The organism is Winogradskyella sp. 266wxhm (genome assembly GCF_058964685.1).
Window position 1 is genome coordinate 584,235 of record NZ_CM179559.1, and the last position, 22,735, is coordinate 606,969.

At 32.0% G+C, this 22,735-nt stretch carries 24 protein-coding genes; 17 read left to right on the top strand and 7 right to left on the bottom strand.

Translation table 11 applies throughout. The features are described 5' to 3' along the window. Positions 1–24: 24 nt before the first annotated feature. The 6 genes from AC2H4K_RS02750 (at position 25) to AC2H4K_RS02775 (ending at position 5,885) form a co-directional block, all read left to right on the top strand. Positions 25–993: a DUF368 domain-containing protein gene (locus AC2H4K_RS02750; RefSeq protein WP_281138168.1), complete on the top strand. Its 969-nt coding sequence runs from the start codon at positions 25–27 to the stop codon at positions 991–993. Next, complete coding sequence (locus AC2H4K_RS02755; protein ID WP_281138169.1) at positions 993–2,015, top strand: DUF368 domain-containing protein; 1,023 nt, start codon at positions 993–995, stop codon at positions 2,013–2,015. The genes AC2H4K_RS02750 and AC2H4K_RS02755 overlap by 1 nt, the downstream gene beginning before the upstream one ends. After that, the gene (locus AC2H4K_RS02760; protein ID WP_281138170.1) at positions 1,981–2,742 is read left to right on the top strand and encodes a shikimate dehydrogenase family protein; all 762 of its coding nucleotides are present in this window, start codon (positions 1,981–1,983) and stop codon (positions 2,740–2,742) included. Before AC2H4K_RS02755 ends, AC2H4K_RS02760 begins: the two co-directional genes overlap by 35 nt. Before the next feature lie 90 nt (positions 2,743–2,832). Beyond that, the gene (locus AC2H4K_RS02765) at positions 2,833–4,806 is read left to right on the top strand and encodes a DUF349 domain-containing protein (protein ID WP_281138171.1); all 1,974 of its coding nucleotides are present in this window, start codon (positions 2,833–2,835) and stop codon (positions 4,804–4,806) included. A gap of 55 nt (positions 4,807–4,861) precedes the next feature. After that, a complete protein-coding gene (locus AC2H4K_RS02770) occupies positions 4,862–5,206 on the top strand; it encodes a hypothetical protein (protein ID WP_281138172.1) in 345 nt (114 codons plus the stop codon). Between the two features lie 283 nt (positions 5,207–5,489). After that, the gene (locus tag AC2H4K_RS02775; protein ID WP_281138173.1) at positions 5,490–5,885 is read left to right on the top strand and encodes a DUF2459 domain-containing protein; all 396 of its coding nucleotides are present in this window, start codon (positions 5,490–5,492) and stop codon (positions 5,883–5,885) included. Positions 5,886–6,128: 243 nt separating this feature from the next. On the opposite strand, the gene mazG is transcribed toward AC2H4K_RS02775, so the two are convergent. Genes mazG through ruvX form a run of 4 tightly spaced genes read right to left on the bottom strand, consistent with a single transcriptional unit; the run spans position 6,129 to position 8,388 of the window. Next, on the bottom strand, positions 6,129–6,902 hold the full coding sequence (gene mazG / locus AC2H4K_RS02780) for a nucleoside triphosphate pyrophosphohydrolase (RefSeq protein ID WP_281138174.1): 774 nt from the start codon (positions 6,900–6,902) through the stop codon (positions 6,129–6,131). Position 6,903: 1 nt separating this feature from the next. Continuing rightward, positions 6,904–7,335 carry a DUF5606 family protein gene (locus tag AC2H4K_RS02785; protein ID WP_281138176.1) on the bottom strand — a complete coding sequence of 144 codons (432 nt, stop codon included), beginning with the start codon at positions 7,333–7,335 and terminating at the stop codon, positions 6,904–6,906. Between the two features lie 10 nt (positions 7,336–7,345). Next, positions 7,346–7,936, bottom strand: a complete 591-nt coding sequence (gene def, locus AC2H4K_RS02790) for a peptide deformylase (RefSeq protein ID WP_281138177.1) — start codon at positions 7,934–7,936, stop codon at positions 7,346–7,348. A gap of 38 nt (positions 7,937–7,974) precedes the next feature. Next, positions 7,975–8,388, bottom strand: coding sequence for a Holliday junction resolvase RuvX (ruvX, locus tag AC2H4K_RS02795; RefSeq protein ID WP_281138179.1), 414 nt, complete (start codon positions 8,386–8,388; stop codon positions 7,975–7,977). Between the two features lie 378 nt (positions 8,389–8,766). Between ruvX and AC2H4K_RS02800 the strand changes: the two genes are divergently transcribed. Together AC2H4K_RS02800 and AC2H4K_RS02805 are read left to right on the top strand one after the other, a co-directional pair. Next, positions 8,767–9,582, top strand: a complete 816-nt coding sequence (locus AC2H4K_RS02800) for a 2,3,4,5-tetrahydropyridine-2,6-dicarboxylate N-succinyltransferase (RefSeq protein WP_281138182.1) — start codon at positions 8,767–8,769, stop codon at positions 9,580–9,582. Positions 9,583–9,679: 97 nt separating this feature from the next. Continuing rightward, positions 9,680–10,744: a glycosyltransferase family 9 protein gene (locus AC2H4K_RS02805; RefSeq protein ID WP_281138183.1), complete on the top strand. Its 1,065-nt coding sequence runs from the start codon at positions 9,680–9,682 to the stop codon at positions 10,742–10,744. Positions 10,745–10,747: 3 nt separating this feature from the next. On the opposite strand, the gene AC2H4K_RS02810 is transcribed toward AC2H4K_RS02805, so the two are convergent. Beyond that, positions 10,748–11,569 carry a glycosyltransferase family 2 protein gene (locus tag AC2H4K_RS02810; RefSeq protein ID WP_281138184.1) on the bottom strand — a complete coding sequence of 274 codons (822 nt, stop codon included), beginning with the start codon at positions 11,567–11,569 and terminating at the stop codon, positions 10,748–10,750. Positions 11,570–11,788: 219 nt separating this feature from the next. Between AC2H4K_RS02810 and AC2H4K_RS02815 the strand changes: the two genes are divergently transcribed. After that, positions 11,789–12,544: a glycosyltransferase family 2 protein gene (locus tag AC2H4K_RS02815; RefSeq protein ID WP_281138185.1), complete on the top strand. Its 756-nt coding sequence runs from the start codon at positions 11,789–11,791 to the stop codon at positions 12,542–12,544. 42 nt (positions 12,545–12,586) lie between these two features. On the opposite strand, the gene AC2H4K_RS02820 is transcribed toward AC2H4K_RS02815, so the two are convergent. Beyond that, positions 12,587–13,360, bottom strand: a complete 774-nt coding sequence (locus AC2H4K_RS02820; RefSeq protein ID WP_281138186.1) for a Kdo domain containing protein — start codon at positions 13,358–13,360, stop codon at positions 12,587–12,589. Positions 13,361–13,484: 124 nt separating this feature from the next. Between AC2H4K_RS02820 and AC2H4K_RS02825 the strand changes: the two genes are divergently transcribed. From AC2H4K_RS02825 to AC2H4K_RS02850, 6 genes are all read left to right on the top strand, one after another. After that, positions 13,485–14,336 (top strand): glycosyltransferase, encoded by an 852-nt coding sequence (locus AC2H4K_RS02825; protein ID WP_493742800.1) that lies wholly within the window; start codon positions 13,485–13,487, stop codon positions 14,334–14,336. A gap of 39 nt (positions 14,337–14,375) precedes the next feature. Beyond that, positions 14,376–15,482 carry a glycosyltransferase family 4 protein gene (locus AC2H4K_RS02830; protein WP_493742801.1) on the top strand — a complete coding sequence of 369 codons (1,107 nt, stop codon included), beginning with the start codon at positions 14,376–14,378 and terminating at the stop codon, positions 15,480–15,482. A gap of 2 nt (positions 15,483–15,484) precedes the next feature. Continuing rightward, the gene (locus AC2H4K_RS02835) at positions 15,485–16,666 is read left to right on the top strand and encodes a glycosyltransferase family 4 protein (RefSeq protein WP_281138189.1); all 1,182 of its coding nucleotides are present in this window, start codon (positions 15,485–15,487) and stop codon (positions 16,664–16,666) included. Between the two features lie 86 nt (positions 16,667–16,752). Continuing rightward, positions 16,753–18,171 (top strand): CCA tRNA nucleotidyltransferase, encoded by a 1,419-nt coding sequence (locus tag AC2H4K_RS02840; RefSeq protein WP_281138190.1) that lies wholly within the window; start codon positions 16,753–16,755, stop codon positions 18,169–18,171. Between the two features lie 18 nt (positions 18,172–18,189). Then, entirely contained in the window at positions 18,190–19,206 is a 1,017-nt protein-coding gene (locus AC2H4K_RS02845; protein WP_281138192.1) for a COX15/CtaA family protein, read from the top strand. A gap of 24 nt (positions 19,207–19,230) precedes the next feature. Next, positions 19,231–19,746: an IS1096 element passenger TnpR family protein gene (locus tag AC2H4K_RS02850; RefSeq protein ID WP_493742802.1), complete on the top strand. Its 516-nt coding sequence runs from the start codon at positions 19,231–19,233 to the stop codon at positions 19,744–19,746. A 6-nt stretch (positions 19,747–19,752) separates the two neighbouring features. On the opposite strand, the gene AC2H4K_RS02855 is transcribed toward AC2H4K_RS02850, so the two are convergent. Then, entirely contained in the window at positions 19,753–20,814 is a 1,062-nt protein-coding gene (locus tag AC2H4K_RS02855; protein ID WP_493742803.1) for a hypothetical protein, read from the bottom strand. 99 nt (positions 20,815–20,913) lie between these two features. Between AC2H4K_RS02855 and AC2H4K_RS02860 the strand changes: the two genes are divergently transcribed. Together AC2H4K_RS02860 and AC2H4K_RS02865 are read left to right on the top strand one after the other, a co-directional pair. Further along, positions 20,914–21,813 (top strand): ABC transporter ATP-binding protein, encoded by a 900-nt coding sequence (locus AC2H4K_RS02860; RefSeq protein ID WP_281138196.1) that lies wholly within the window; start codon positions 20,914–20,916, stop codon positions 21,811–21,813. A gap of 55 nt (positions 21,814–21,868) precedes the next feature. Continuing rightward, positions 21,869–22,696 carry an ABC transporter permease gene (locus AC2H4K_RS02865; RefSeq protein ID WP_281138197.1) on the top strand — a complete coding sequence of 276 codons (828 nt, stop codon included), beginning with the start codon at positions 21,869–21,871 and terminating at the stop codon, positions 22,694–22,696. Positions 22,697–22,735: the final 39 nt, after the last annotated feature.

Genomic DNA, 22,735 nt, shown 5'->3' on the forward strand with positions numbered 1-22,735 from the left:
TTAGCAGTTCATTTTTTAGAACGAATGCAAAGACGATTTTTTGACTATTTAATCATAAGCCTTAAAGGTATTGCCATGGGCGCAGCCGATGTTGTACCTGGTGTTTCTGGTGGAACTATTGCTTTTATTTCTGGTATTTACGAAGAACTTATTGAGAGTATTGATAAAATTAGCCTAGAGGTTTTTAAAGTTTGGAAAACAGAAGGTTTTAAATCTGCTTGGAAATCTATAAACGGTAATTTTTTACTCGCGCTGTTTTCAGGTATTGCTATTAGTATTTTATCCTTAGCAAAGTTAATTAAATGGCTTCTTCATAACGAACCTATCTTACTTTGGTCATTTTTCTTCGGATTGGTTTTAGCTAGTATTTTATACATCGCAAAGCAAATTGAAGGCTGGTCTATAAAAATAATTTTAGCCATTGTTGCCACATCTATACTTTCATATTACATCACTTTAGCAGAACCTTTTGCCTCACCAGAAAGCCCTTTTTATTTATTGTTTTGTGGATTTATAGCCATTATAGCAATGATACTACCTGGTGTTTCTGGAGCTTTTATTTTATTGATACTTGGAGCTTATCAAACAGCTATTGATACTGTTAACGATTTAAGGGATGGCTTACTTCAAGGTAATATGGAACTTTTTAAGAATGCTCTTTTAAAGTTCTTTCTATTAGCTATTGGTGCTGTTGTTGGGATTAAAGTATTCTCAAAAGCTTTGAACTGGATGTTCAAACATCAAAAAAACTTGACTTTAGCTATTCTAACTGGTTTTATGATTGGCTCATTAAATAAAATATGGCCATGGAAAGAAGTGCTTAAAACCCGCATAAATTCTGAAGGAGAAGAAGTCACACTTCTCGATAAAAGCATACTTCCATCTTCATATGATGGAGACAACCAACTTATAATGGCTATTATTTTTATTGTCATCGGTTTTGCTGCAATTCTGATTTTAGAAAGCTTAGGAAAAAACAAAACTAAAGCCTAATGCAAAGTACCAGAACCCTTAAAGATCGTATTTTCTTGGTCATTAAAGGTCTGGCTATGGGAGCTGCTAACAAAGTTCCTGGTGTTTCTGGTGGTGTTGTAGCTTTTGTTGCTGGTTTTTACGAAGAGTTTATTTATTCTTTACAACGCGTAAACAACAAGGCTTTTAAACTGTTTTTCAATGGCAGGTTTAAAAGTTTCTACCGCTATATTAATGGTAAATTCCTAAGCCTTTTATTTCTAGGCATGATAGTGAGTTATTTTAGTATTTCAAAAGTACTAGACTATCTCATTGTTAACTATCAACTCTATGTTTGGAGTACTTTCTTTGGTATGATCTTAGGATCTATCTACTACATCAATAAAGATTTTAAACAATGGAACCAAAAAACAATAACAGCCTTAATTTTAGGAGCAGCTGTTGGTATAAGCATTAGCTTTTTGGATCCTGCAACCGAAAATGACAACCTCTTCTTTGTTTTTTTCTGCGGCATTATAAGTGTTTCTGGCATGACGCTTCCTGGTTTTTCAGGATCTTTCATTCTTATTTTATTGGGCAACTACGTCTTACTTTTGGTAGATTCTGTAAATGCACTTTATGATACCTTATTCGATATTATTAGTGGAGATTTTAGCTTTTGGCAAGACCAAGCCAGAATGCGAATGCTAAAAGTACTTGGTGTATTTACATTAGGTTCCGTTACTGGCTTGGTGACCTTCTCACATATTCTAAATTACATTCTACATCACTACAAAAATATAACCTTAGCAACCATTGTTGGCTTTATTATCGGTTCGCTTGGAGTAGTATGGCCTTGGAAGGAAACTATATACAAAACAAATTCTGAAGGTGCTTTTATTTTGGATTCCACTGGAGAACAAGTTATTGCAAATTACCAACGATTTTTACCCGAACTTAATACCCAAACATACATTGCAATTGCTTATATTGTCCTTGGAATCTTTATAATTTTAGGACTAGAATGGTATGGGCAAAGGACTAGACAAGTTAAAAACAAGTAAGTACGGATTAGTTGGTAGAAATATCTCTTACTCTTTTTCTAGAGCCTATTTTGCAGAAAAATTCAAGTCAGAAAATTTGCCTCATAGTTATGTTAACTTTGATTTAAAATCGATACATGAACTAGATGACATCATAAAAAACAATCCAGATCTAAAAGGCCTTAACGTTACTATTCCTTACAAAGAAGATGTTATTCCTTTATTAGACGATCTTAATAAACGTGCCAGAAAAATTGGTGCCGTTAATACAATTAAAATTACACGCTTTCAAAAACTCATCGGTTATAACACCGATTATTATGGTTTTAAAAACTCACTAAAACCTCATTTAAAAAAGCATCATAAAAGTGCATTAATTCTAGGAACTGGTGGAGCTTCAAAAGCTATAGCTCATGCTTTAAAAAAACTAAAAATAGATTTTGATTATGTTTCTAGAACCGAAAAAAAAGACGCCAAATTTTTATATACAGACCTTACACAAGAAATTATTGCCTCCTATTCCATTATAATTAACTGCACTCCAATTGGCACATTCCCTAAAGTAAATGAATGCCCTGACATTCCTTATGATGGTATTTCGGACAAACATATTCTTTATGATCTTATTTATAATCCTGAGCAAACCAAGTTTTTAAGCTGTGGAGATCTCAAAGGAGCTGTTACAATAAACGGATTGGAAATGCTAAAGCTTCAGGCTGAAAAATCCTGGGAAATCTGGAATAAGTAAGCCATTCCTTACATATTTGCCAAATTATCAAAATGCTTTGTATTTCAAACGCTTGTTAGTATCTTTAACTTCTAATAAATACATTGACATATGTCTGAGCACGATAACCTGCAAGATGCAGATGGAAAAAAAGAAGTAGAATCTACAGAAGCTACTCCAATACAAGAACCAACATCTAAAGTTGAAGAAAACACAGAGACAACTTCTAACGAAACCAAAGAAGTTGAAACTCCTGATGCACAAGAAGCAACACCGAAAAATGAAAATCATGTGGATGAGATTGATGCTTCAAATGCTGAGGATGCAGAAGATGAATCTAATAGTGAACGTCACCAATTAGAGGATAAAGATTACCATGCCATGACGATGAATCAGCTGGTAACTGAACTCAATAATCTACTAAGACGTCATAAAATTCAGACCATTTCAAAACATGTCAATGAAATAAAAGCTGAGTTTAACGCTAAATTTGGTGAACTTTTAGAGCAGAAAAAAGAAGAATTTATTGAGGATGGTGGTAATGAAATAGACTTCTATTACACCAATGATGAAAAAAAACTTTTCAATTCGCTTTACAAAGAATACAAACAATCTATAAGCGCTTACTATAAAGACCGTGAGCAATCGCTCAAACAAAATCTAGAAAACAGATTAGCTATTATAGAAGAAATAAAAGGCTTGCTTAATGTTGAAGAAAACATGGGTACCACTTACAAAACCTTTAAAGAGCTTCAAGAAAAATGGAGAAATGCTGGTCCTATTCCTAGAGACAAATACAATAATGCTTGGAACTCTTACCACCATCATGTAGAAAATTTCTATGATTTCTTACATCTTAATAATGATTTAAGAGATATGGACTTTAAGCACAACTATGAGCAAAAGTTAAAAATCATAGAACGTGCTGAGGAATTAGCTGCTGATGATAATGTAAATCGTGCCTTTAGAGAACTTCAAGTTCTTCACAAAATGTGGAAAGAAGAACTTGGGCCTGTTGGTAAAGAACATAGAGAAGAAATTTGGGAGCGTTTTAGCAATGCTACAAAAACTATCCATGATAAGCGACAAGCTTACTATGCTGACTTAGATAAAGCTTACGAGAAAAATCTAGAAAGAAAAGAGGAGATTATTGCCAATATCCTAGCAGTAGGCGAAGAGCAAATTAATTCTCATGGTGCTTGGCAAAAGAAAATTAAAGAAGTTGAAGCATTAAGAGAAGCTTTTTTCAACGCAGGAAAAGTGCCAATCAAAGTCAATGAAGCAACTTGGGCAAAGTTTAAGGATGCCGTTCGAAGCTTTAACCGTGGAAAAAATAAATTCTATAAAGACTTAAAGAAAGAACAATACGAAAATCTTCAGAAAAAGAGAGATTTAATAAAAATTGCTGAAGACAATATGGAAAGTGACGATTTTGAAACCATCACTCCATTGATGAAGAAAATTCAGAGTGATTGGAAAAAAATTGGTCATGTACCAAGACGTGATAGCGATAAAATCTGGAAGCAATTTAAGAAAGCTTGTAATCATTATTTTGATAGAATGCATGCACAGCGTAAAGCTGAAAACCAACATTTATACGATGCTTTTGACAAAAAAGTAAAACTTCTTGATGAACTTAAGGAGTTAAAACTATCAGACGATACCAAAACCAATGTAGAAACCCTAAAAGCAAAAATTGCTGAATGGAAAGAAATTGGTTATGTACCTCAAAATAAACGTTACATAGACGGAAAGTTTTATAAAGCTATTGATGACGCCTTCGATAAATTAAAGATGGACAAGTCTAAATTAGAGATGGTGAAATTTGAAAGTAAAATTGAAAACTTCTCTAGCGATGACAACGACACTAGACTACTAGATAACGAACAAAACTTCATCAGAAAACGTATTAGTGAGATAAAGGCTGAAATTAACCAACTTGAAAACAATTTACAGTTTTTCTCTAATGTAGATTCTGACAATCCTTTGGTAAAAGACGTTCATAAAAACATTGACAAGCATAAAAAAGAGCTTGATACCTGGAAGAAAAAATTATCTAAGGTTAGGGATATGTATGATGAGTAGATGGTTTTTTCAATTGAAAATTGGACATTACCCTTATTTTTTTAGGTAATTAAAAATGAATATAGAGGAGTTAAAATCTAATATTAAATGGTGGGAATCCAAAAGATGGGTCTTCAATGTTTTAGTTGGATTATCTGGGTTATTTGCCATCTTTAATTTTCTTGCTGAAAGCCAGTATAAATGGACTTTTGAAGACACAATTGGTGTATTAATTTGGGGAATTGGTGCCAACATTTTTTATTCCTTAGGTACACTATTAGAACTATTTGACTGGTATTATCTTGATAGCAAAATAGGAATAAAAAGTTTTAGATTATTTTTCTTTATTTCTGGTACATTTCTGAGTTGCATTTACACCTTTTGGTGCGTTTTGGTTTACTTCTTGGGTACTGCTTTTTGAAAAACATTATCATCAGAAAAAAGAGCTAAGCTTATGAAATCACTTAAAAAGTTATTAAATGGTTTCTATATTTTTTACTAATTCCGATTTCATATTTAATCTTTTCAATGATCTTATCTGTAATAACTATAGATAGAGAAAATTCAGATTTGGTTTCCAATAAATCCATTTATTTGAGTACTAACGGAGTTCATTTAGACATTGTAATACCTACTTATAACATTGATAAATCATTACTTTCGGGAATAAAGCATAGCGCATCTGACAACTATTTATCTTTTGGTTGGGAGACGAAAACTTTTATATCAATACACCTACTTGGGGAGATTTAACGTTTAACAATGCATTCAAAGGTATGTTCTTAAAAAGTTCAACATTGATGCATGTTACACAATATAAATCAAAACGATCTCATTGGATTGAAATAAAAATAAACGAGATAGAACTTCATAAACTGAACAACTATTTATATAACACATTTTTAAAAGATGACAACGGAATGAAGATTATTCTTGAAAACCAAGGCTATACTTCTATCGATAATTTTTATAAAGCAAAAGGGAGTTATTCTTGTTTTAAAACTTGCAATAGTTGGGTTAATTCAGGCTTTAAAGAAAGTGGGCTAAAGTCCTGTTTATGGACTCCATTTGATTTTAGTTTAATGAATAAATACAACTAAAACTTTAAAAAATCAAAACCCACCTGTTATCCACAGATGGGTTATGCCCTAACTAAACTAAATTAACCTTAATTACAACCGCTTAAATAATAATTAAGATTCCTACTAAGAATACAAAAGCTTTAAACTTTTATATACTCTATTTACGTAGGTAAATTCTGTTTGGATGTTTTGGATTTCGTTTTATGATTTTTTTAACATTTTGAACTTTAGAAACAAGTTCTAAATATCAAAAATATAGTATTAAAGTGACTTAGCTTCTTCCCAAAATGTATCCATTTCAGCAAGCGACATATCTTTTAAAGATTTCCCTAAATCCTTAGCTTTTCCTTCTAAATATTGAAAGCGCTTTATGAATTTTTTATTGGTACGCTCTAGAGCGTTTTCAGGGTTTACTTTCAAAAAACGTGCGTAGTTAATCATTGAAAAAAGTACATCACCAAATTCACTTTCAATAGTATCTTGGTTACCGTTTGCTATTTCTGCTTTTAATTCAGCTAGCTCCTCTTCTACTTTTTCAAAAACTTGTTCTGGCTGTTCCCAATCAAAACCAACACCTGCAACTTTATCTTGTATACGGTTAGCTTTTACCATTGCTGGCAGACTTTTAGGCACGCCTTCTAGCACACTCTTTTTACCCTCCTTAAGTTTAAGCTGTTCCCAATTGCGTTTTACATCTTCTTCATTTTCTACCTTTACATCTCCATAAATATGAGGATGGCGCTCTACAAGTTTATCACAAATGCTATTACAGACATCAGCAATATCGAAGTCTTTGGTTTCGCTTCCAATTTTAGAATAGAATACAATATGCAATAAAACATCACCCAACTCTTTTTTAACCTCATCAAGGTCATTATCCAAAATAGCATCGCCAAGTTCGTAAACTTCTTCAATGGTAAGATGACGTAACGATTCCATAGTCTGTTTTTTATCCCAAGGACATTGCTCTCGCAACTCGTCCATGATAATTAACAAACGCTCAAAGGCTTTTAGTTGGGTGGCTTTGTCAAGCATGCTATTCTTCTTCGTCAGAAGTTTTAGTAGTTTCTTCTTCAGCTTCTAATGAAGCTAAAAGATCATTTTTTTGAAGAATATTATACCACTGAATAACTTTCTTTATATCCGAAGCATAAACTCTATCTTCGTCATACTCTGGTAAAACTTCAAAGAAAAATTCTTCAAGTTTTATTTTACTGTCTTTATGACTTATAGATGTTTGCGCGCCATTTTCTTTCTCTTTAATACTTTTAAGAACTTCTCTTAAAGGCACTTCCTCAGTTAAAGTGTAAATAGCAATTTCGCTAAGTATACTAATGTTGCTATGCGCACCAACAGTGATACGTTTTTTATCTATTAAAGATTCTACAACAGCACCTGTTCTGGTCTGCGTTACGATTTGGTATAATCCTGGTTTTCCAGAAATTGATAAAATTTTATCTAAACTCATAAATTCTTTATTAGCGTTTTTTGCTCATGGCAGGAAAACGCATTTTATAGTCAATTCTTATTTTTCCTTTTGAAATATTGGTTAGTTTACCTTTAATCAATCGCTTTTTAAAAGACGATAATTTATCCGTAAACAGTATACCTTCAATATGATCGTACTCATGTTGAATAACTCTAGCGATTAAACCGTCATACTCTTCAACATAGGTATCAAAATTTTCATCTTGGTATTGAATTTTAATTTTTGGCTTTCTAAAAACATCTTCCCTAACATCAGGTATGCTTAAACAACCTTCGTTAAAAGCCCACTCATCACCTTCTTCCTCTAAAATCTGAGCGTTGATAAAGGTTTTTTTGAAATCTTTCATCTGCTTTCTTTCTTTTTCAGAAAGATCCTCATCTTCAGCAAATGGAGACGTATCTACCATAAACATACGAATTGGCAAACCTACCTGTGGTGCAGCCAAACCTACACCGAATGCTCCATACATGGTTTCGTACATGTTTTCAATAAGTTCGTTAAGCTTAGGGTAATCTTTATCAATATCCTTAGCTTGTTTCTTTAAAACAGCATCGCCATAGGCAACGATTGGTAAAATCATAATTCGTTAATTTTCGGGTGCAAAAGTACAATTCTTATTTAAGATTGAGAAGCCAAATAACTCTGTAAAATCAAAGTGGCACTAATTTCGTCTACCAATGCTTTATTCTGTCTTTGTTTTTTCTTCAATCCACTATCAATCATGGTCTGAAATGCCATTTTTGAAGTAAAACGTTCATCAACACGTTCTACCGGAATCGATGGTATTTCCTTATTCAATTTTTCTAAAAACTTTTGAATAAATACTTCACTTTCAGAAACAGTGTTATCCATTTGCTTAGGTTCACCTACAACAAATTTTTCAACGTTCTCTGTTGAAATATAATTTTTTAAAAATGGTAAAAGTTCATTGGTGTTTACTGTTGTTAGTCCTGAAGCAATTATCTGCATTTCGTCCGTAACAGCAATTCCTGTTCGTTTTGTACCGTAATCAATGGCTAAAATTCTTCCCATAGGCTACAAAGATACGTTGAAGTTATGTAATGAAAAAAACGCTTCTCAATGACAAGAAGCGTTTTTCTGAAATTAGCTATTAATTAAGTTCTGAATTTATTACCCTCTAACTTAATAAAATCAGTTATTAATCTATTTTAAGACACCTTATAATCTCTAAGGTCACATTTTCTTTTAAGAAAACTCCTCAAAAAATGGGGTGAGGAGTTTTCGGAATTAGCTATTAATTAAATTCTCGGACGTATTTATTTAGATAAATCATCCTTCTTTTAATTATAGTTTAGACACTACTATTTTTAATTGGTCACATTTTTTTTGAAAAGAATTTTAGCTTCAGTTATTATAGAGGTATCTTTGGCATTTAAATGCAATTAACAGATGGAACAAGTAAAAACAATTATAGAAAGTGCTTGGGAAGACCGTTCTCAACTAAAAAATAAAGTTACCATTGATGCTATAAGAAGCGTCATAGAGCTTATTGATGCAGGAACACTTAGAGTTGCCGAACCAACAGAAAATGGTTGGCAAGTTAATGAGTGGGTAAAAAAAGCTGTGGTACTTTATTTCCCTATTCAGCAAATGGAAACTATGGAAGTTGGTATTTTTGAATACCATGATAAAATTCCACTTAAACGCAATTATGCCGAAAAAGGAATTAGAGTTGTTCCGCATGCTGTAGCTAGACATGGAGCTTATATTTCTTCTGGTACTATTCTTATGCCAAGTTACGTAAATATTGGTGCTTATGTTGATGAAGGTACGATGGTAGATACTTGGGCAACAGTTGGTAGTTGTGCACAGATTGGTAAGAATGTTCACCTTTCTGGAGGTGTTGGTATTGGAGGAGTTTTAGAGCCTTTACAAGCTGCACCTGTAATTATAGAAGATGGTGCTTTTATTGGTAGTCGTTGTATTGTTGTTGAAGGTGTACGTGTAGAAAAAGAAGCTGTATTAGGCGCAAATGTAGTACTAACTATGAGTACAAAAATAATTGATGTTACAGGAGATGAACCTGTTGAAACAAAAGGAGTTGTTCCTGCACGTTCGGTTGTAATTCCTGGAAGTTACACTAAGAAATTTGCTGCTGGAGAATACCAAGTCCCTTGTGCTTTGATTATTGGAAAACGTAAAGAAAGTACAGATAAAAAAACATCGCTTAATGATGCTTTACGTGAATATGATGTAGCGGTTTAATCTAAATGCTATAAAAACATATATAAAACCAAATTCCTTATTTGAATACTTCTTTTTTGGAATTTGGTTTTTATTATTTGTAATTTGAATTTTCAAGATGAAAATTTTAATCATACAACAAAAAATGATTGGTGATGTTTTAGCTACAAGCATTTTGTTTGAAGCTATAAAAAACATCTATCCAAATTCGGAATTACACTATGTAATTAATTCGCACACATACCCTGTTGTAGAAAACAATCCTTTTATTGATAAGTTTCATTTTTTTACTCCTGAACATGAAAAAAGTAAAAGGAAACTTTTCAAATTGGCTAAACAACTTCGTAAAGAAAAATTTAATGCTGTAATTGATGTTTACTCTAAGTTTTCGAGTAATTTTATTTCACTAATTTCGGGAGCAAACACAAGGATTTCTAAGCATAAGTCTTACACTTCTTTTGTTTATACGGATACGTTTAAAGATAAAGCTACACCGAAATCTAACGCTGGTCTGGCTATAGAGAATAGATTACAACTCTTAGAACCATTAGGCATTAATCCTTCAAATATTGTAAGACCGAAAATTTATCTTTCAGATTCAGAGAAAAATGATGCTAAAAGTTTTCTAGAAAACCATAATATAGATTTAAACAAACCTCTTTATATGATAGGCGTTTTGGGTAGCGGAGCTAGTAAAACCTATCCATTTGAATATATGGCTAAGGTAATCGACTCAATAATTGACGAGCAACCTGAAAGTCAAATATTATTCAACTACATTCCAAAACAAGAAGCTGATGCCAAAGCTATTCTTGAGTTATGTTCACCTAAAACCAAAGCACAAATTCATTTTGAAGTTTTTGGAAAAAGTCTCAGAGATTTTATGGCTATTACCTCGCATTGTAATGCTTTGATCGGTAATGAAGGTGGTGCAATAAATATGGCTAAAGCTTTAAGTATTTCAACATTCACCATTTTTTCGCCTTGGATAAAAAAAGAAGCTTGGAATATGTTTGATGATGGTGAAAAGCATGTTTCCGTTCACCTCAAAGATTATGAGAGCCAGCAGTATTCAGAAATCAATCATCCTAAAGAATTAAAATCGGAAGCTTCGGAACTGTATTTAAAATTTAAACCTTCTTATTTTGAAGAAGAATTAGTTCACTTTTTAAATCGAGTCTAGAAATTAACCTTTCTTAATACCGTATTCGGTCCACTTTAAATTTTCTTTCTTCACCTTCGCTCTAATAGCTAGGTTACGATCTAAGGATTCTTGTGTTTTATAACCACGTGCATGATCTAGATGTAGACAAATAGCTTTGTATCTTATTTGTTTGGTTTTAATACCACTGTTTACCAAACGCTCACCCAATTCTCTGTCTGGCCCACCATATTGCATACGTTCGTCATAACCGTTTATGGCAATTAAATCAGACTTCCAAGCAGAAGAATTACAATTATTAAATGTAGCTCCTGTTGGTGTTAATACATTTAAGAAGTTTGCCAATCCATTTTTAGCCGAAAGTTTTAGTTTGTTTTTTCCACTAAGATTACCTTGTTCTTCAAGCCATTTAACTTCAAAACATCGTTTAGATTTTATATCATCTTCTGCAATTGTTTCACTAATATCCATTGGCAATTTACAGTAACCACCAGATAAAAAGAAACCTTTTTCGGCATTCTTAGCATGAGTTTCTACAAAATCTTCACGAGGAATACAATCTCCATCAGTGAATAAAATGTATTCATTTTTAGCCATAACAATAGCTTCATTTAATATTTTTTGACGTCTATATCCTTCGTCTTCGTGCCATGCATGTGTGATTTCTACAGGATAATTTTCCTTAAACTTATCTATGAGTTCTTTGGTTTCGTTTGTAGAACCATCATCAGCAATTATGATATCAAAATCTTTATAGGTTTGAACACTATAACCATACAATACCTTTTCTAACCAATCGGTTTTATTATATGTGGCAATTATTACGGTAATTTTTGGAAATACCATAGTTTATTTCTAAATATTAATTTATTGACATAATAGTCCATTCAAATACCATCCATTTACTAATTTATTATACTCAAGACTACTAATTTTACAAATGTATGAAAATAGCGTGTTCATTTTATAAATAAAAGTAATTACACCTTATTTGAATTTAATAAGAAAAATAATATATGTAAATTAATTACTTTTGATTTTTGTTTTCTAAAACTCATACTCAATATGCAAAAACTGACTGCATTAATTCCTACAGGCAATGAAATCCATAATATAGAAGATGTTATTAAATCTGTCAATTTTGCCGATGAAATTTTAATTGTAGACAGCTTTAGCACTGATGGCACTTATGAGAAATCACTAGATTTAGCGACTAATGTAATACAAAGAAATTACGAATATTCTGCTTCACAAAAAAATTGGGCAATCCCACAAGCCAAGCACGAGTGGATATTACTAGTAGATGCTGATGAGCGTGTAACAAGTGAGCTAAAACAAGAGATTATCTCATTACTAAAAGAGCCCAAAAAAGATGTTGTCGCCTATTGGATAGGTCGCGAAAATCATTTTATGGGACAAAAAGTAAAATATAGTGGATGGAGAAATGATAAGGTTATTCGTTTATTTAAGAGAGATTATTGTTCTTACGAAGATAAACGAGTACATTCTGAAATTATAGCTAATGGTAAAGTTCAATTTCTTCAGAATAAGCTATACCATAATACTTATGTAACTTTTGATAAGTATATTGAAAAAATGAACAGATATGCTGATTGGCAAGCTAGAGATTACGATAAACGTACAGGCAAATTAACACCTTATCATTTCATAATTAAACCTTTTTGGGGATTTTTTAAACATTATATTTTACAAAGTGGTTTTAGAGATGGTGTCATCGGATTAACAATAGGATACATACAAGGATATGTAGTTTTTATAAGATATGTAAAGCTATGGTTATTAAGGAGAAATTTGAAGTAATTAATTTTTAGAGAAGCATTTTCAATTAAAAAATATAAAAGATTATTTTGCCTTCTTTCTCCAAAAAAAATATTTCTTTTTAAAAGCTTCCTTCTTTTTAAATCCAGATGAGAATTTTTCTGAAAAATAAAACATTCGTTCTCGTACTTCTACATGAGGTTTATTGATGAGCTTAGCATATTCATCACTAATGATATCTAACATATAATCTTTTGGTGATAATCGTGCAAAATTTGCTAATCGTTCATCAAGAGATAAGTTTTTAAATTCCATTCGGTTAAGGTCTACTAAGTAAAATTCGTAACCTGTAGCTGTTTTTCTTATAAGTGTATTACCTGGTGAGTGATCTAAAAAATGGATACCTTTTTCATGAAGTTCAAACGTAAACCTTGTAAACTCTCTCAAAATACTTTCATAATTCTCACACTTTGGTTCTCTTATAAGTTTTCGAATTGTAAAATCGTATTCCAGCTGTTTACTTATATAATAACTTTTCCCGAAAGTTAGTGGTGAGGTATATTCTACGTAAGCTTCTGGCGAAGGTGTTAGAATTCCCGAATCTAGTAAACGCTGGCCATAAAGAAATGATCGTTCTGCCTTACTTTTTCTAAAAAAACGATAGACAATTTTATTAACTAGATTAGGAATCTTAAATTCCTTGATATTATACCGTTGTCCATCAATCGTTAGAATTTTAATGACGTTACGGTAACCATTACCTATCATTTCTCCTTCATGGTCAAAATTCTCAATAGCTTTCATTAAGCTATCTTTTGACAAGGCTGAGTCTTTATGTATTTTAATGGTTACTGACATAGGTTAAAACATATCTAACAATGATTTGCAAAAGTAGGTATTTATAGCGTGCCTTTCAAATTAGCAAACTAAGGATGTAGAAATATTATTTCTTTAAATTTGTCTATCAAATAACAGCAAGAAGATGTTTAAACACTATCTCATTACACGTTTTAATCTCAAAAATAAAAATTGGGAGGTAACTAAAAATAACGAAACGCTTTTAACACGTGAATGGATGACACATCGCATTGGCTTGTTTAGCAATTTCTGTCTACCTTCTGTTGCTAGCCAAAGCAACACTAAGTTTGAATGGCTATTGTTTTTTGACACAAGTACAGATTCTGATTTTAAGGATGAAATAAAAACTTTACTAAAACCTTTTTCGCATTTTAAATCCTTTTATATTGATGGCATGGACGCTTTTCACTCTTCCATCAAACAGTATATTGAAGAAGATAGCAAAGGTTGTCAATACATCATCACCTCTCGTATAGATAATGATGACTGTATTCATAAAGATTATATCGGCACAATTCAAGAGCAATTTAAGTCACAAAATTTTATGGCTATTGATGTTTTAAAAGGCTATTCGCTTCAAATTTCACCTGAAATAATGCTAGGTAAAAAAGAGCATATTTTTAACCCTTTTATAAGTCTTATCGAAATAAATGAAGCTCCAAAAACAGTTTGGTTTAGCGATCATAATATGTGGAAAAAAGAATCGAGACGTGTTGAAATTTCAAACAAACGTCTTTGGATGTCTATAATACACGAAAAAAATAAAGTCAATGAATTTGATGGTTATGACAATGTAGATTGGGACGATATAAAAACTCAGTTCATGGTATCTGAAACTATTGAAGAAAAAATATTTAACGAGATTATTCCGCATAAAAAATGGCGAAAATTAAGCCTAAAGAATAAGCTCTACGTTAATTATGTTCTTGCCAGTAAAAAGTTTAAAAAAGCCTTAGGTCTCTATAAAATAAAGTAACTTGAAAGCCTTACTTTTGCTTTGCTAAAAACAATTTAAATGCGGTTAATACAATTTACAGCCTCTAATGGTTGGCGTGGTCACGAACAAAAAATCATTTATTTATATGAAGCTTTTAAAGCAGAAGGCTATGTGGAAGACCAATGGATTGTTTGCCCTACAGGTTCTGAAGTAGAGCGTATTGCAACAGAAAAAGGAATGCAAGTAATTCCGTTTGAATACAAATCTGAATACAGTTTATCTTACGCAAAAGAATTTAAAAAGTTAGCCGAAGAAAAACAAGCTTCGGTAATTTTCATTCATAGCAGTAAAGCGCATACTATAGCAGTTTTAGCACATTTTTTATTCGGTATGAAAGTACCTCTAGTACTTTGTAGAACACTAATAAAACGTGTAGACACCAATTTTTTCAGAAAGTGGAAATACAATTACAAAGGCATTAAAAAAATTATTTGTGTCTCTCAACCTGTTGTAGAGTCTTTAAAATTTGCAGTTAAATACCATAGTAAATTAACCGTAATTGGCAGTGTTACTGATGTAAATAAATTTAAAAAGCAAGAAGGTACCGGAATTTTACATGAAGAATTCAATATTCCAAAAGACTATAAAATAATTGGGAATATTGCCGAATTTACAGGTTTCAAAGATCATTATACTTGGGTAGATACTGTTGAAATTTTAGTTAAAGAAAATGCTATCAAAGCTAAATACATACTTGTTGGCAAAGGTAGCATGGAACAAGACATAAAGAATTATGTAGAAGAAAAAGACCTAACAGAACACATTATTTTTACAGGTTTTAGAAGAGATGTTCCTGAAATTTTACCAGAATTTGATTTATTCTTATTCACTTCAAATAATGAACCTACAGGAGGAGTTCTTTTAGAATCTTATGCTTGTAAAGTTCCTATTGTAGCTGCCGATGCTGGAGGTATTTCTGAAGTTATTGTAGATGGCGAAACCGGTCTTTTAGCCAAGGTAGGCAATCCCAAAGATTTTGCAGAAAAAGTAAGTTTACTAATGCATAACGAAAACCTACAAGATAAATTTACCAAAAAAGGATATCAATATTTATTAGATAACTTTACCAAAAAAGTTATTGCTAAGAAAATGTATGATGAGTTATCTAAGCACGAAATAAATTAAGTATGAAAATCCTGTTTTTCACTAATGAATACTCACATACTAAATTACCTAATTCTGGTGGTGTAGGCTCTTTTTTAAAAATAATGAGCGAATCATTATCAAAGCAAGGACATGACATCTTTGTTTATGGCTTTTCTAAAAAACCTATAGAATTTAAAGACAAAGGCATTCATTTTAAATTCATAAAAAAGTACTCTAAACAATTTCGTTTTAACGAATTTATTAGATCTTCAGCTTCAAAGCTCGGACACAAAAAAGCTAACCTGAATTTTCTCATCAAAGAAAGAAAGTATTATGCCAAAAAGTTAAAAACCCACTGTAGAAAAAACAATATTGATATTATTGAGTCCTTTGTTTTTAACGGTTATACAGCATATTGGGATAACAGTACGCCTTTAGTTCTAAGATTTCATGGATCTAGAGGGTTTTGGCATTATTATTTGGGTGCTGAGAAAGATGAATTTAAAATTGAAATGGAACAAATAGCTTTAAAAAAAACAAAACACCTTATTGCTGTTTCAAAATTCTCAGCAGATGCTGTAAAGAAAATTTACAACATCAACATTCAGAATGTAATATATAATGGAATTGATTCTAGTTTTTTTGCTCCAGATGAGAAGAAATTCGATACAAAGAAACAATCTATATTTTATTTTGGAACAATTTCAAAAGCCAAAGGAGTTGATATTTTATGTGATGTATTTAATAGTATTTCTTTAAATTTCCCAGATGCAACTCTTCACCTCATTGGCAGAGGGCAAAATTACTGGGAACACCTATCAAAAGAAGTACTCACATCAAATGCTTTAAAGAAAACCACATACTACGGGCCAAAAAACCCAAGAGAACTAACAAGCCTACTTCAAGAAGCTAATATTTGTGTTTTCCCTTCTTTAAATGAAAATTTTAGTCTTGCAATAGAGGAAGCTATGTCATTGAAAAAAATTGTTATTGCTTCTGATATTCCTGCTTTTAAAGAAATTATTAATCATGGTGAGAATGGACTTATAGCTCATCATAAGAAAGATTATATAACTTTAATAAGTTATATTTTTAAATCGCCAGAAAGTTATAGTCCAATCGCGGTTAAAGCCAGAGAAGATATTCTCGAAAATTATACAAAGGAAAAAATGGTGGCTCAAACCCTTACTTTATATAAGAGTATTCTATCAAATAAATTTTAATAATCTAAAAATTAAGTTGTCATAAATCCTTTTGATTATACATGCCCTAAATTGTATCTTTGCAAAACCATTTTAGTGGGTAAAGTATGACACACAAAACAGCTCTAAAACACCTAATTTTTAAAATCATTTCTCAATCTGCTGAAGAATTGCAGCTAGATTGTTATGTGATTGGTGGCTTTGTACGCGATTATTTATTAGAGCGCGGAGATGCCAAAGATATAGATGTGGTTGCTGTTGGCAGTGGTATTGAATTGGCGCAACAAGTTTCTAAAAACATAGAAACCAATCCTAAGGTTCAAATATTTAAAACCTATGGTACAGCAATGTTGCGTTATGATGATATTGAAGTTGAATTTGTAGGTGCTCGTAAAGAAAGTTATCGTGAAAATAGTAGAAATCCTGTTGTTGAAAATGGAACTCTACAAGACGACCAAAATCGTCGTGACTTTACCATTAACGCTTTAGCATTAAGCCTCAATAAAGCTAATTTTGGTGAACTATTAGATCCTTTTAATGGAATAGCTGATTTAGATAAAGGTATTATAAGAACACCTTTAGATCCCGATATAACCTATAGTGACGATCCTCTTAGAATGATGCGTGCTATTCGTTTTGCAACGCAATTAAATTTCAAAATTGAAGAGCAGTCTCTTAAAGCTATTGCAGATAATAAAGATCGTATAAAAATTATCACCAAAGAGCGTATTGTTACCGAAATCAATAAAATTCTAGATAGTCAAAAACCTTCTATCGGTTTTTTATTGTTAGAAAAAACAGGGCTTTTAGATTATATTCTTCCAGAACTTATAGCACTCAAAGGTATTGATGAAGTTGAAGGCCAACGTCACAAAGATAATTTTTACCATACGCTTGAAGTGGTTGACAATATTTGTGAAACCACTGACAACCTTTGGTTGCGTTGGGCAGCCTTACTTCATGATATTGGAAAAGCTCCTACCAAGAAGTTTAGCAAAAAAGTAGGCTGGACTTTTCATGGCCATGAATTCGTTGGATCTAAAATGGTTTACAAGCTTTTCAAAAGATTAAAAATGCCATTGAATGACAAAATGAAGTTTGTTCAGAAAATGGTACTTATGAGTTCTAGACCAATTGTTTTAGCAACTGAAGTTACAGATTCTGCTGTTCGTCGTTTGGTCTTTGATGCTGGTGATAATGTAGAAGATTTAATGACACTATGTGAAGCTGATATTACTACAAAAAACCCTAAAAAATTCAAGAAATACCATAACAACTTTAAACTCGTAAGAGATAAAATTGTTGAAGTAGAAGAACGTGATAAAGTACGTAATTTTCAACCTCCTGTTTCTGGTGAAGAGATTATGAAAACTTTCAATCTCAAACCTTCTAAAGAAATTGGAATTATAAAAGAAGCCATTAAAGAGGCTATTCTTGAAGGTGAAATACCAAATGAACACGAAGCCGCTTATCAGTTGATGCTAGATAAGGGAAAAAAACTGGGTTTATCTATCAAGGATATATAAAATTCATAAGAAAGGCTAATGAAAAAAGACAATAAAGCCGTTATATATTGGCTACTTACAGGTTGTATTTTAATTTTTATTATGGTTATTGTAGGAGGCATTACTAGACTTACACATTCTGGGCTTTCTATTTCTAACTACAAACTTATCTCAGGAACAATTCCTCCAATGAATGACCTAGAGTGGCAAGAAGCCTTTGAGCTATATAAACAATACCCTGAATATCAAAAGTTGAATAACCATTTCACATTAGAGGATTTTAAGGATATTTATTTTTGGGAATGGATCCATCGTGTTATTGGTCGTTTTATTGGTTTAGTTTTTATACTTCCTTTTTTATACTTCTTAATACGAAAACAGCTTACTAAAGCCACGATCAAAAAATCTATCATCTTACTAATAATGGGTGGTTTCCAAGGTTTTTTAGGGTGGTATATGGTAAAAAGCGGATTAGTTGACAGACCAGATGTAAGTCATTTTAGATTGGCCGCGCATCTTACCACAGCGTTTTTAACTTTCGCTTACACGTTTTGGGTCGCATTGGATTTAATGTTTCCAAATAAAAAGAGTATAGATAAAAAACTCAGAAACTTTATAAGAATTGGTCTCGTAGTTCTTGTTTTACAGATTATTTATGGTGCTTTTGTTGCTGGTTTAGATGCTGGTTGGATTCATAACCATTGGCCATTTATGAACGAAGGTAAACTGATGCACGAAACCGTTTACACAGAACACACGCCAACTTATCTCAATTTTGTTGAGGGCAAAAGTGGTGTGCAGTTTGTACACAGAACTTTAGCTTATGTGGTAGTTATTTTTGTTCTTGCAATTTATTACAAAGCCAAAAAAACAACTTTAACACCTCTGCAAAACAAAGGAGTAAACGGTTTAATGATAATGGTTGGTGTTCAGTTTTTACTAGGAGTTTTAACTATTCTATTAGCCGTACCTGTTTGGCTTGGAGTAGCCCATCAGGTTGGTGCTTTTGTTTTATTAAGTTTAATGACATTTACATTACATCGTTTTTCTAAATAATCAAATTTCAATTAAATTTGCAGCATGATATACAGATTTAGAGTTATACTAGATAACGATACAGAAGACGACGTTTTTCGTGATTTAGAAATCCGTGAAACCGATACAATGGAAGACCTTCACAACATCATTACTCAATCTTTTGGTTTTGATGGTATGGAAATGGCTTCTTTTTATATAAGTGATGACGAATGGAATCAAGGTGAGGAAATCGCTATGATGGACATGAGTGAAGCTGGAAATGAAGTAAAAATGATGAATGAAACCATCATTAAAGATATTGTGCATGAAGCTTCACCTAAATTGATATACGTTTACGATTTTTTAAGTATGTGGACATTTTATGTTGAACTTGCTGAAATTGTAGAAGAAGCCCAAGGTACAGACTATCCAAACTTAATGTTTGTACACGGGCAAATTCCTGATGAAGCTCCAGATAAATCTTTTGAAGCTGATGATGACGATGCATTCAATGAGTTTGATGACGATCTAGACATCGACGACTATGATAGTTTAGATTTTGATGAAAACTGGAACTAATAGAAACTAAAAGAAATTTTTCATATTAATGCCTTGGTAATTTCGTCTCACGAAATCTAAGGCATTTTTTAGTACCGCTCCCATATTCTTACTACGTCTAAATTCAAGATCGTTAGTATAATTATATATTTCTTCCTTCAGCATTTCTATATGTTTTGGTATAGAAATAACGTCATCCTCCATACAATCTATCAACTCTGTAATTCTATCGTGATAACTAATCATACGACGTGCTACAATAGAGCGTTCCTCAATTTTATACTGATCTATGGACTCTTTTTGAATTTTTTCACGCACTAGCTCAACCATTTTAAAGTTTTCCTTAAAAAATTGAGGTCGATATATTTTAAGCTTTCCTTCATAACTCTGTTGATCAAAATCTATAGCCCTGATTTTAAAAACCACATGGTCAAAATCGTGTGTTGGCACAATCACGTAGTTGTAAGATCGCATATCTCCCAAAAGTCTAATCATACAACGCTCATTAAACTTCACAAACTCTTTGGCAATTTGAGATTTTTCTGAAGGACTGCACTCTGGCAACATATTCTTTATAAACTCATCACCAGGAATCCCAGCAATATGTTCTTCTATTAAAGTATCCTTATACACCAAAAAGTTAAGATTATAAGGAGATAACATATGCTCCAACTCCAACCCATATACACGTGAAGCATCAGCTTTTTTTACATAAAAATAGGTGTAGTTATCATTCAGAATATTCCTAACTTTTACTCGGAAAGGTTTTGAATTTCCGAACGTACAGTAATCAATAGCATCAACACTCAGGTATTTAAAAATATGCTCGTTACCATCTGATATTAATATGGAATAGACACGTTTTAGGCTTAAATCGATTTCTTCACGTTCAAATTCATTGTAATAAACCCTAACCCAAAGTGTATCTTCATCATTTTTATCGTACACAACAACCGAGCCTTGAAAACGCAATAAATCATCATAAAATATTGGCAGTCTAATGTTTCTATTATAGACTTGTAGATAGTTGTGCAGCTTTTCGCTTATTGGATAAGAAGGCTTCTTTTTTGAAATTTTTAAATCTTCCATAACAGTAAATTCATATCTAAAATAATCTTTTCTACTTTTATGATGTAACAATAACAGAATTAGTTCGTCATATTTTTAACTAATCAATCTATTTTTATTTTGGAGCCAATCCTTACAATCAATAATCTTACGAAAAAATTCGGCTATTTAACAGCCGTAAAAGACTTAAGTTTCACCATCAATAAAGGTAATGTCTATGGCATTTTGGGCCCTAATGGCAGTGGTAAATCCACAACTTTAGGTATTGTACTTAATGTCGTTAACAAAACAAACGGAAACTTCCATTGGTTTGATGGTAATACCACTACGCATGATGCTTTAAAACGTGTTGGTGCTATTATAGAACGCCCAAACTTTTACCCTTACATGACAGCCGAGCAAAACCTAAAACTCGTTTGTAAGATAAAAGGAGTTGACCATAGTAAAATTGCTGAAAAATTAGAAGTTGTTGGTCTATTAGACCGAAAAGACCATAAGTTTAAAACCTATTCTCTTGGTATGAAGCAACGTTTAGCCATTGCCTCTGCTCTACTTAATGATCCTGAAATTTTAATTTTGGATGAACCTACTAATGGTCTAGACCCTCAGGGTATTCATCAAATTCGCCAGATTATTAAGGATATTGCTGCAGACGGCACTACCATACTTTTAGCCTCTCATTTATTAGATGAAGTTGAAAAAGTATGTTCTCATGTTGTGGTTTTACGAAAAGGTGAAAAACTGTATTCTGGCCGTGTTGACGAGATGATAAACAGTTATGGTTTCTTTGAATTAAAAACTGAAAAACATGATGAGCTCCTTAAATTATTAGAGGATAATTCAGATTTCGGAAAAATAAAAGTAGAAGGTGAACTCATAACAGCATTTTTAAACGAACCAATGTCTGCTTCAGAATTTAATAGGTTGATGTTTGAAAAGGGCATTGTGCTTTCACATCTTGTAAAACGAAAAGAAAGCTTAGAGGAACAGTTTTTACAACTTACCGACAACCTTAACTAAAATCAATCAAAAACAATAATTCTAGTAATTTCAGAATTACCAATCCAATCCAATTATGTTACGTCTTATACAATTAGAATTACAAAAACTTTGGCTTAACCGCACAAGTAAAGTCCTGATTTTTATATCATTTATTTTACCATTTACAGTTTTAGTATTATCCTCTATAAAAATTAACTTTTTCGGTTTTTTCACTTTAGAATTAGGAGAACTTGGAATTTTTAATTTTCCAATAATTTGGCATATAACTACATTTTTCGCTTCATATTTTAAATTTTTCTTTGCCATTGTAGTAGTAAGTATGATTGGTAATGAGTACAGTAACAAAACTCTTAAACAGAATCTTATTGACGGCTTAAGCAAAAAAGAATTTATTCTATCTAAGTTTTATACGATTGTTTTCTTTTCAATATGTGCTACACTTCTTATCGGAATAGCTACATTTTTAATCGGACTTTACTATTCAAGTTATACAGAAGCTTCAATTATTTTCAGGGAAGTTGAGTTTTTATTAGCCTATTTTATGAAGTTAGTAGGCTTTTTCAGTTTATGTCTATTTTTTGGAATGTTATTAAAACGCTCTGCTTTTGCATTAGCATTCCTGTTTGTATTATATATTGTTGAATGGCTAGTATTTTGGGGAGCTTACGAAATTTTTGATAGCGCAGATAAAGCTTTTCAAGTAAAAAACTTTATGCCATTAGAATCGATGTACAAGCTAATAGACCAACCTATACAGCGAATTATAATGACTAAGTTTCCTGAAAAAACAGATATTGCTTATGATTATGCCGTGCATTGGTACGAAATAGCTATCGTACTTGGTTGGACTGCTATATTTATCTTTTTATCGTACAGATTATTAAAAAAGCGAGATTTATAATATCTTTAAAGCGATTGCTATTTTCTTACAACATTAACT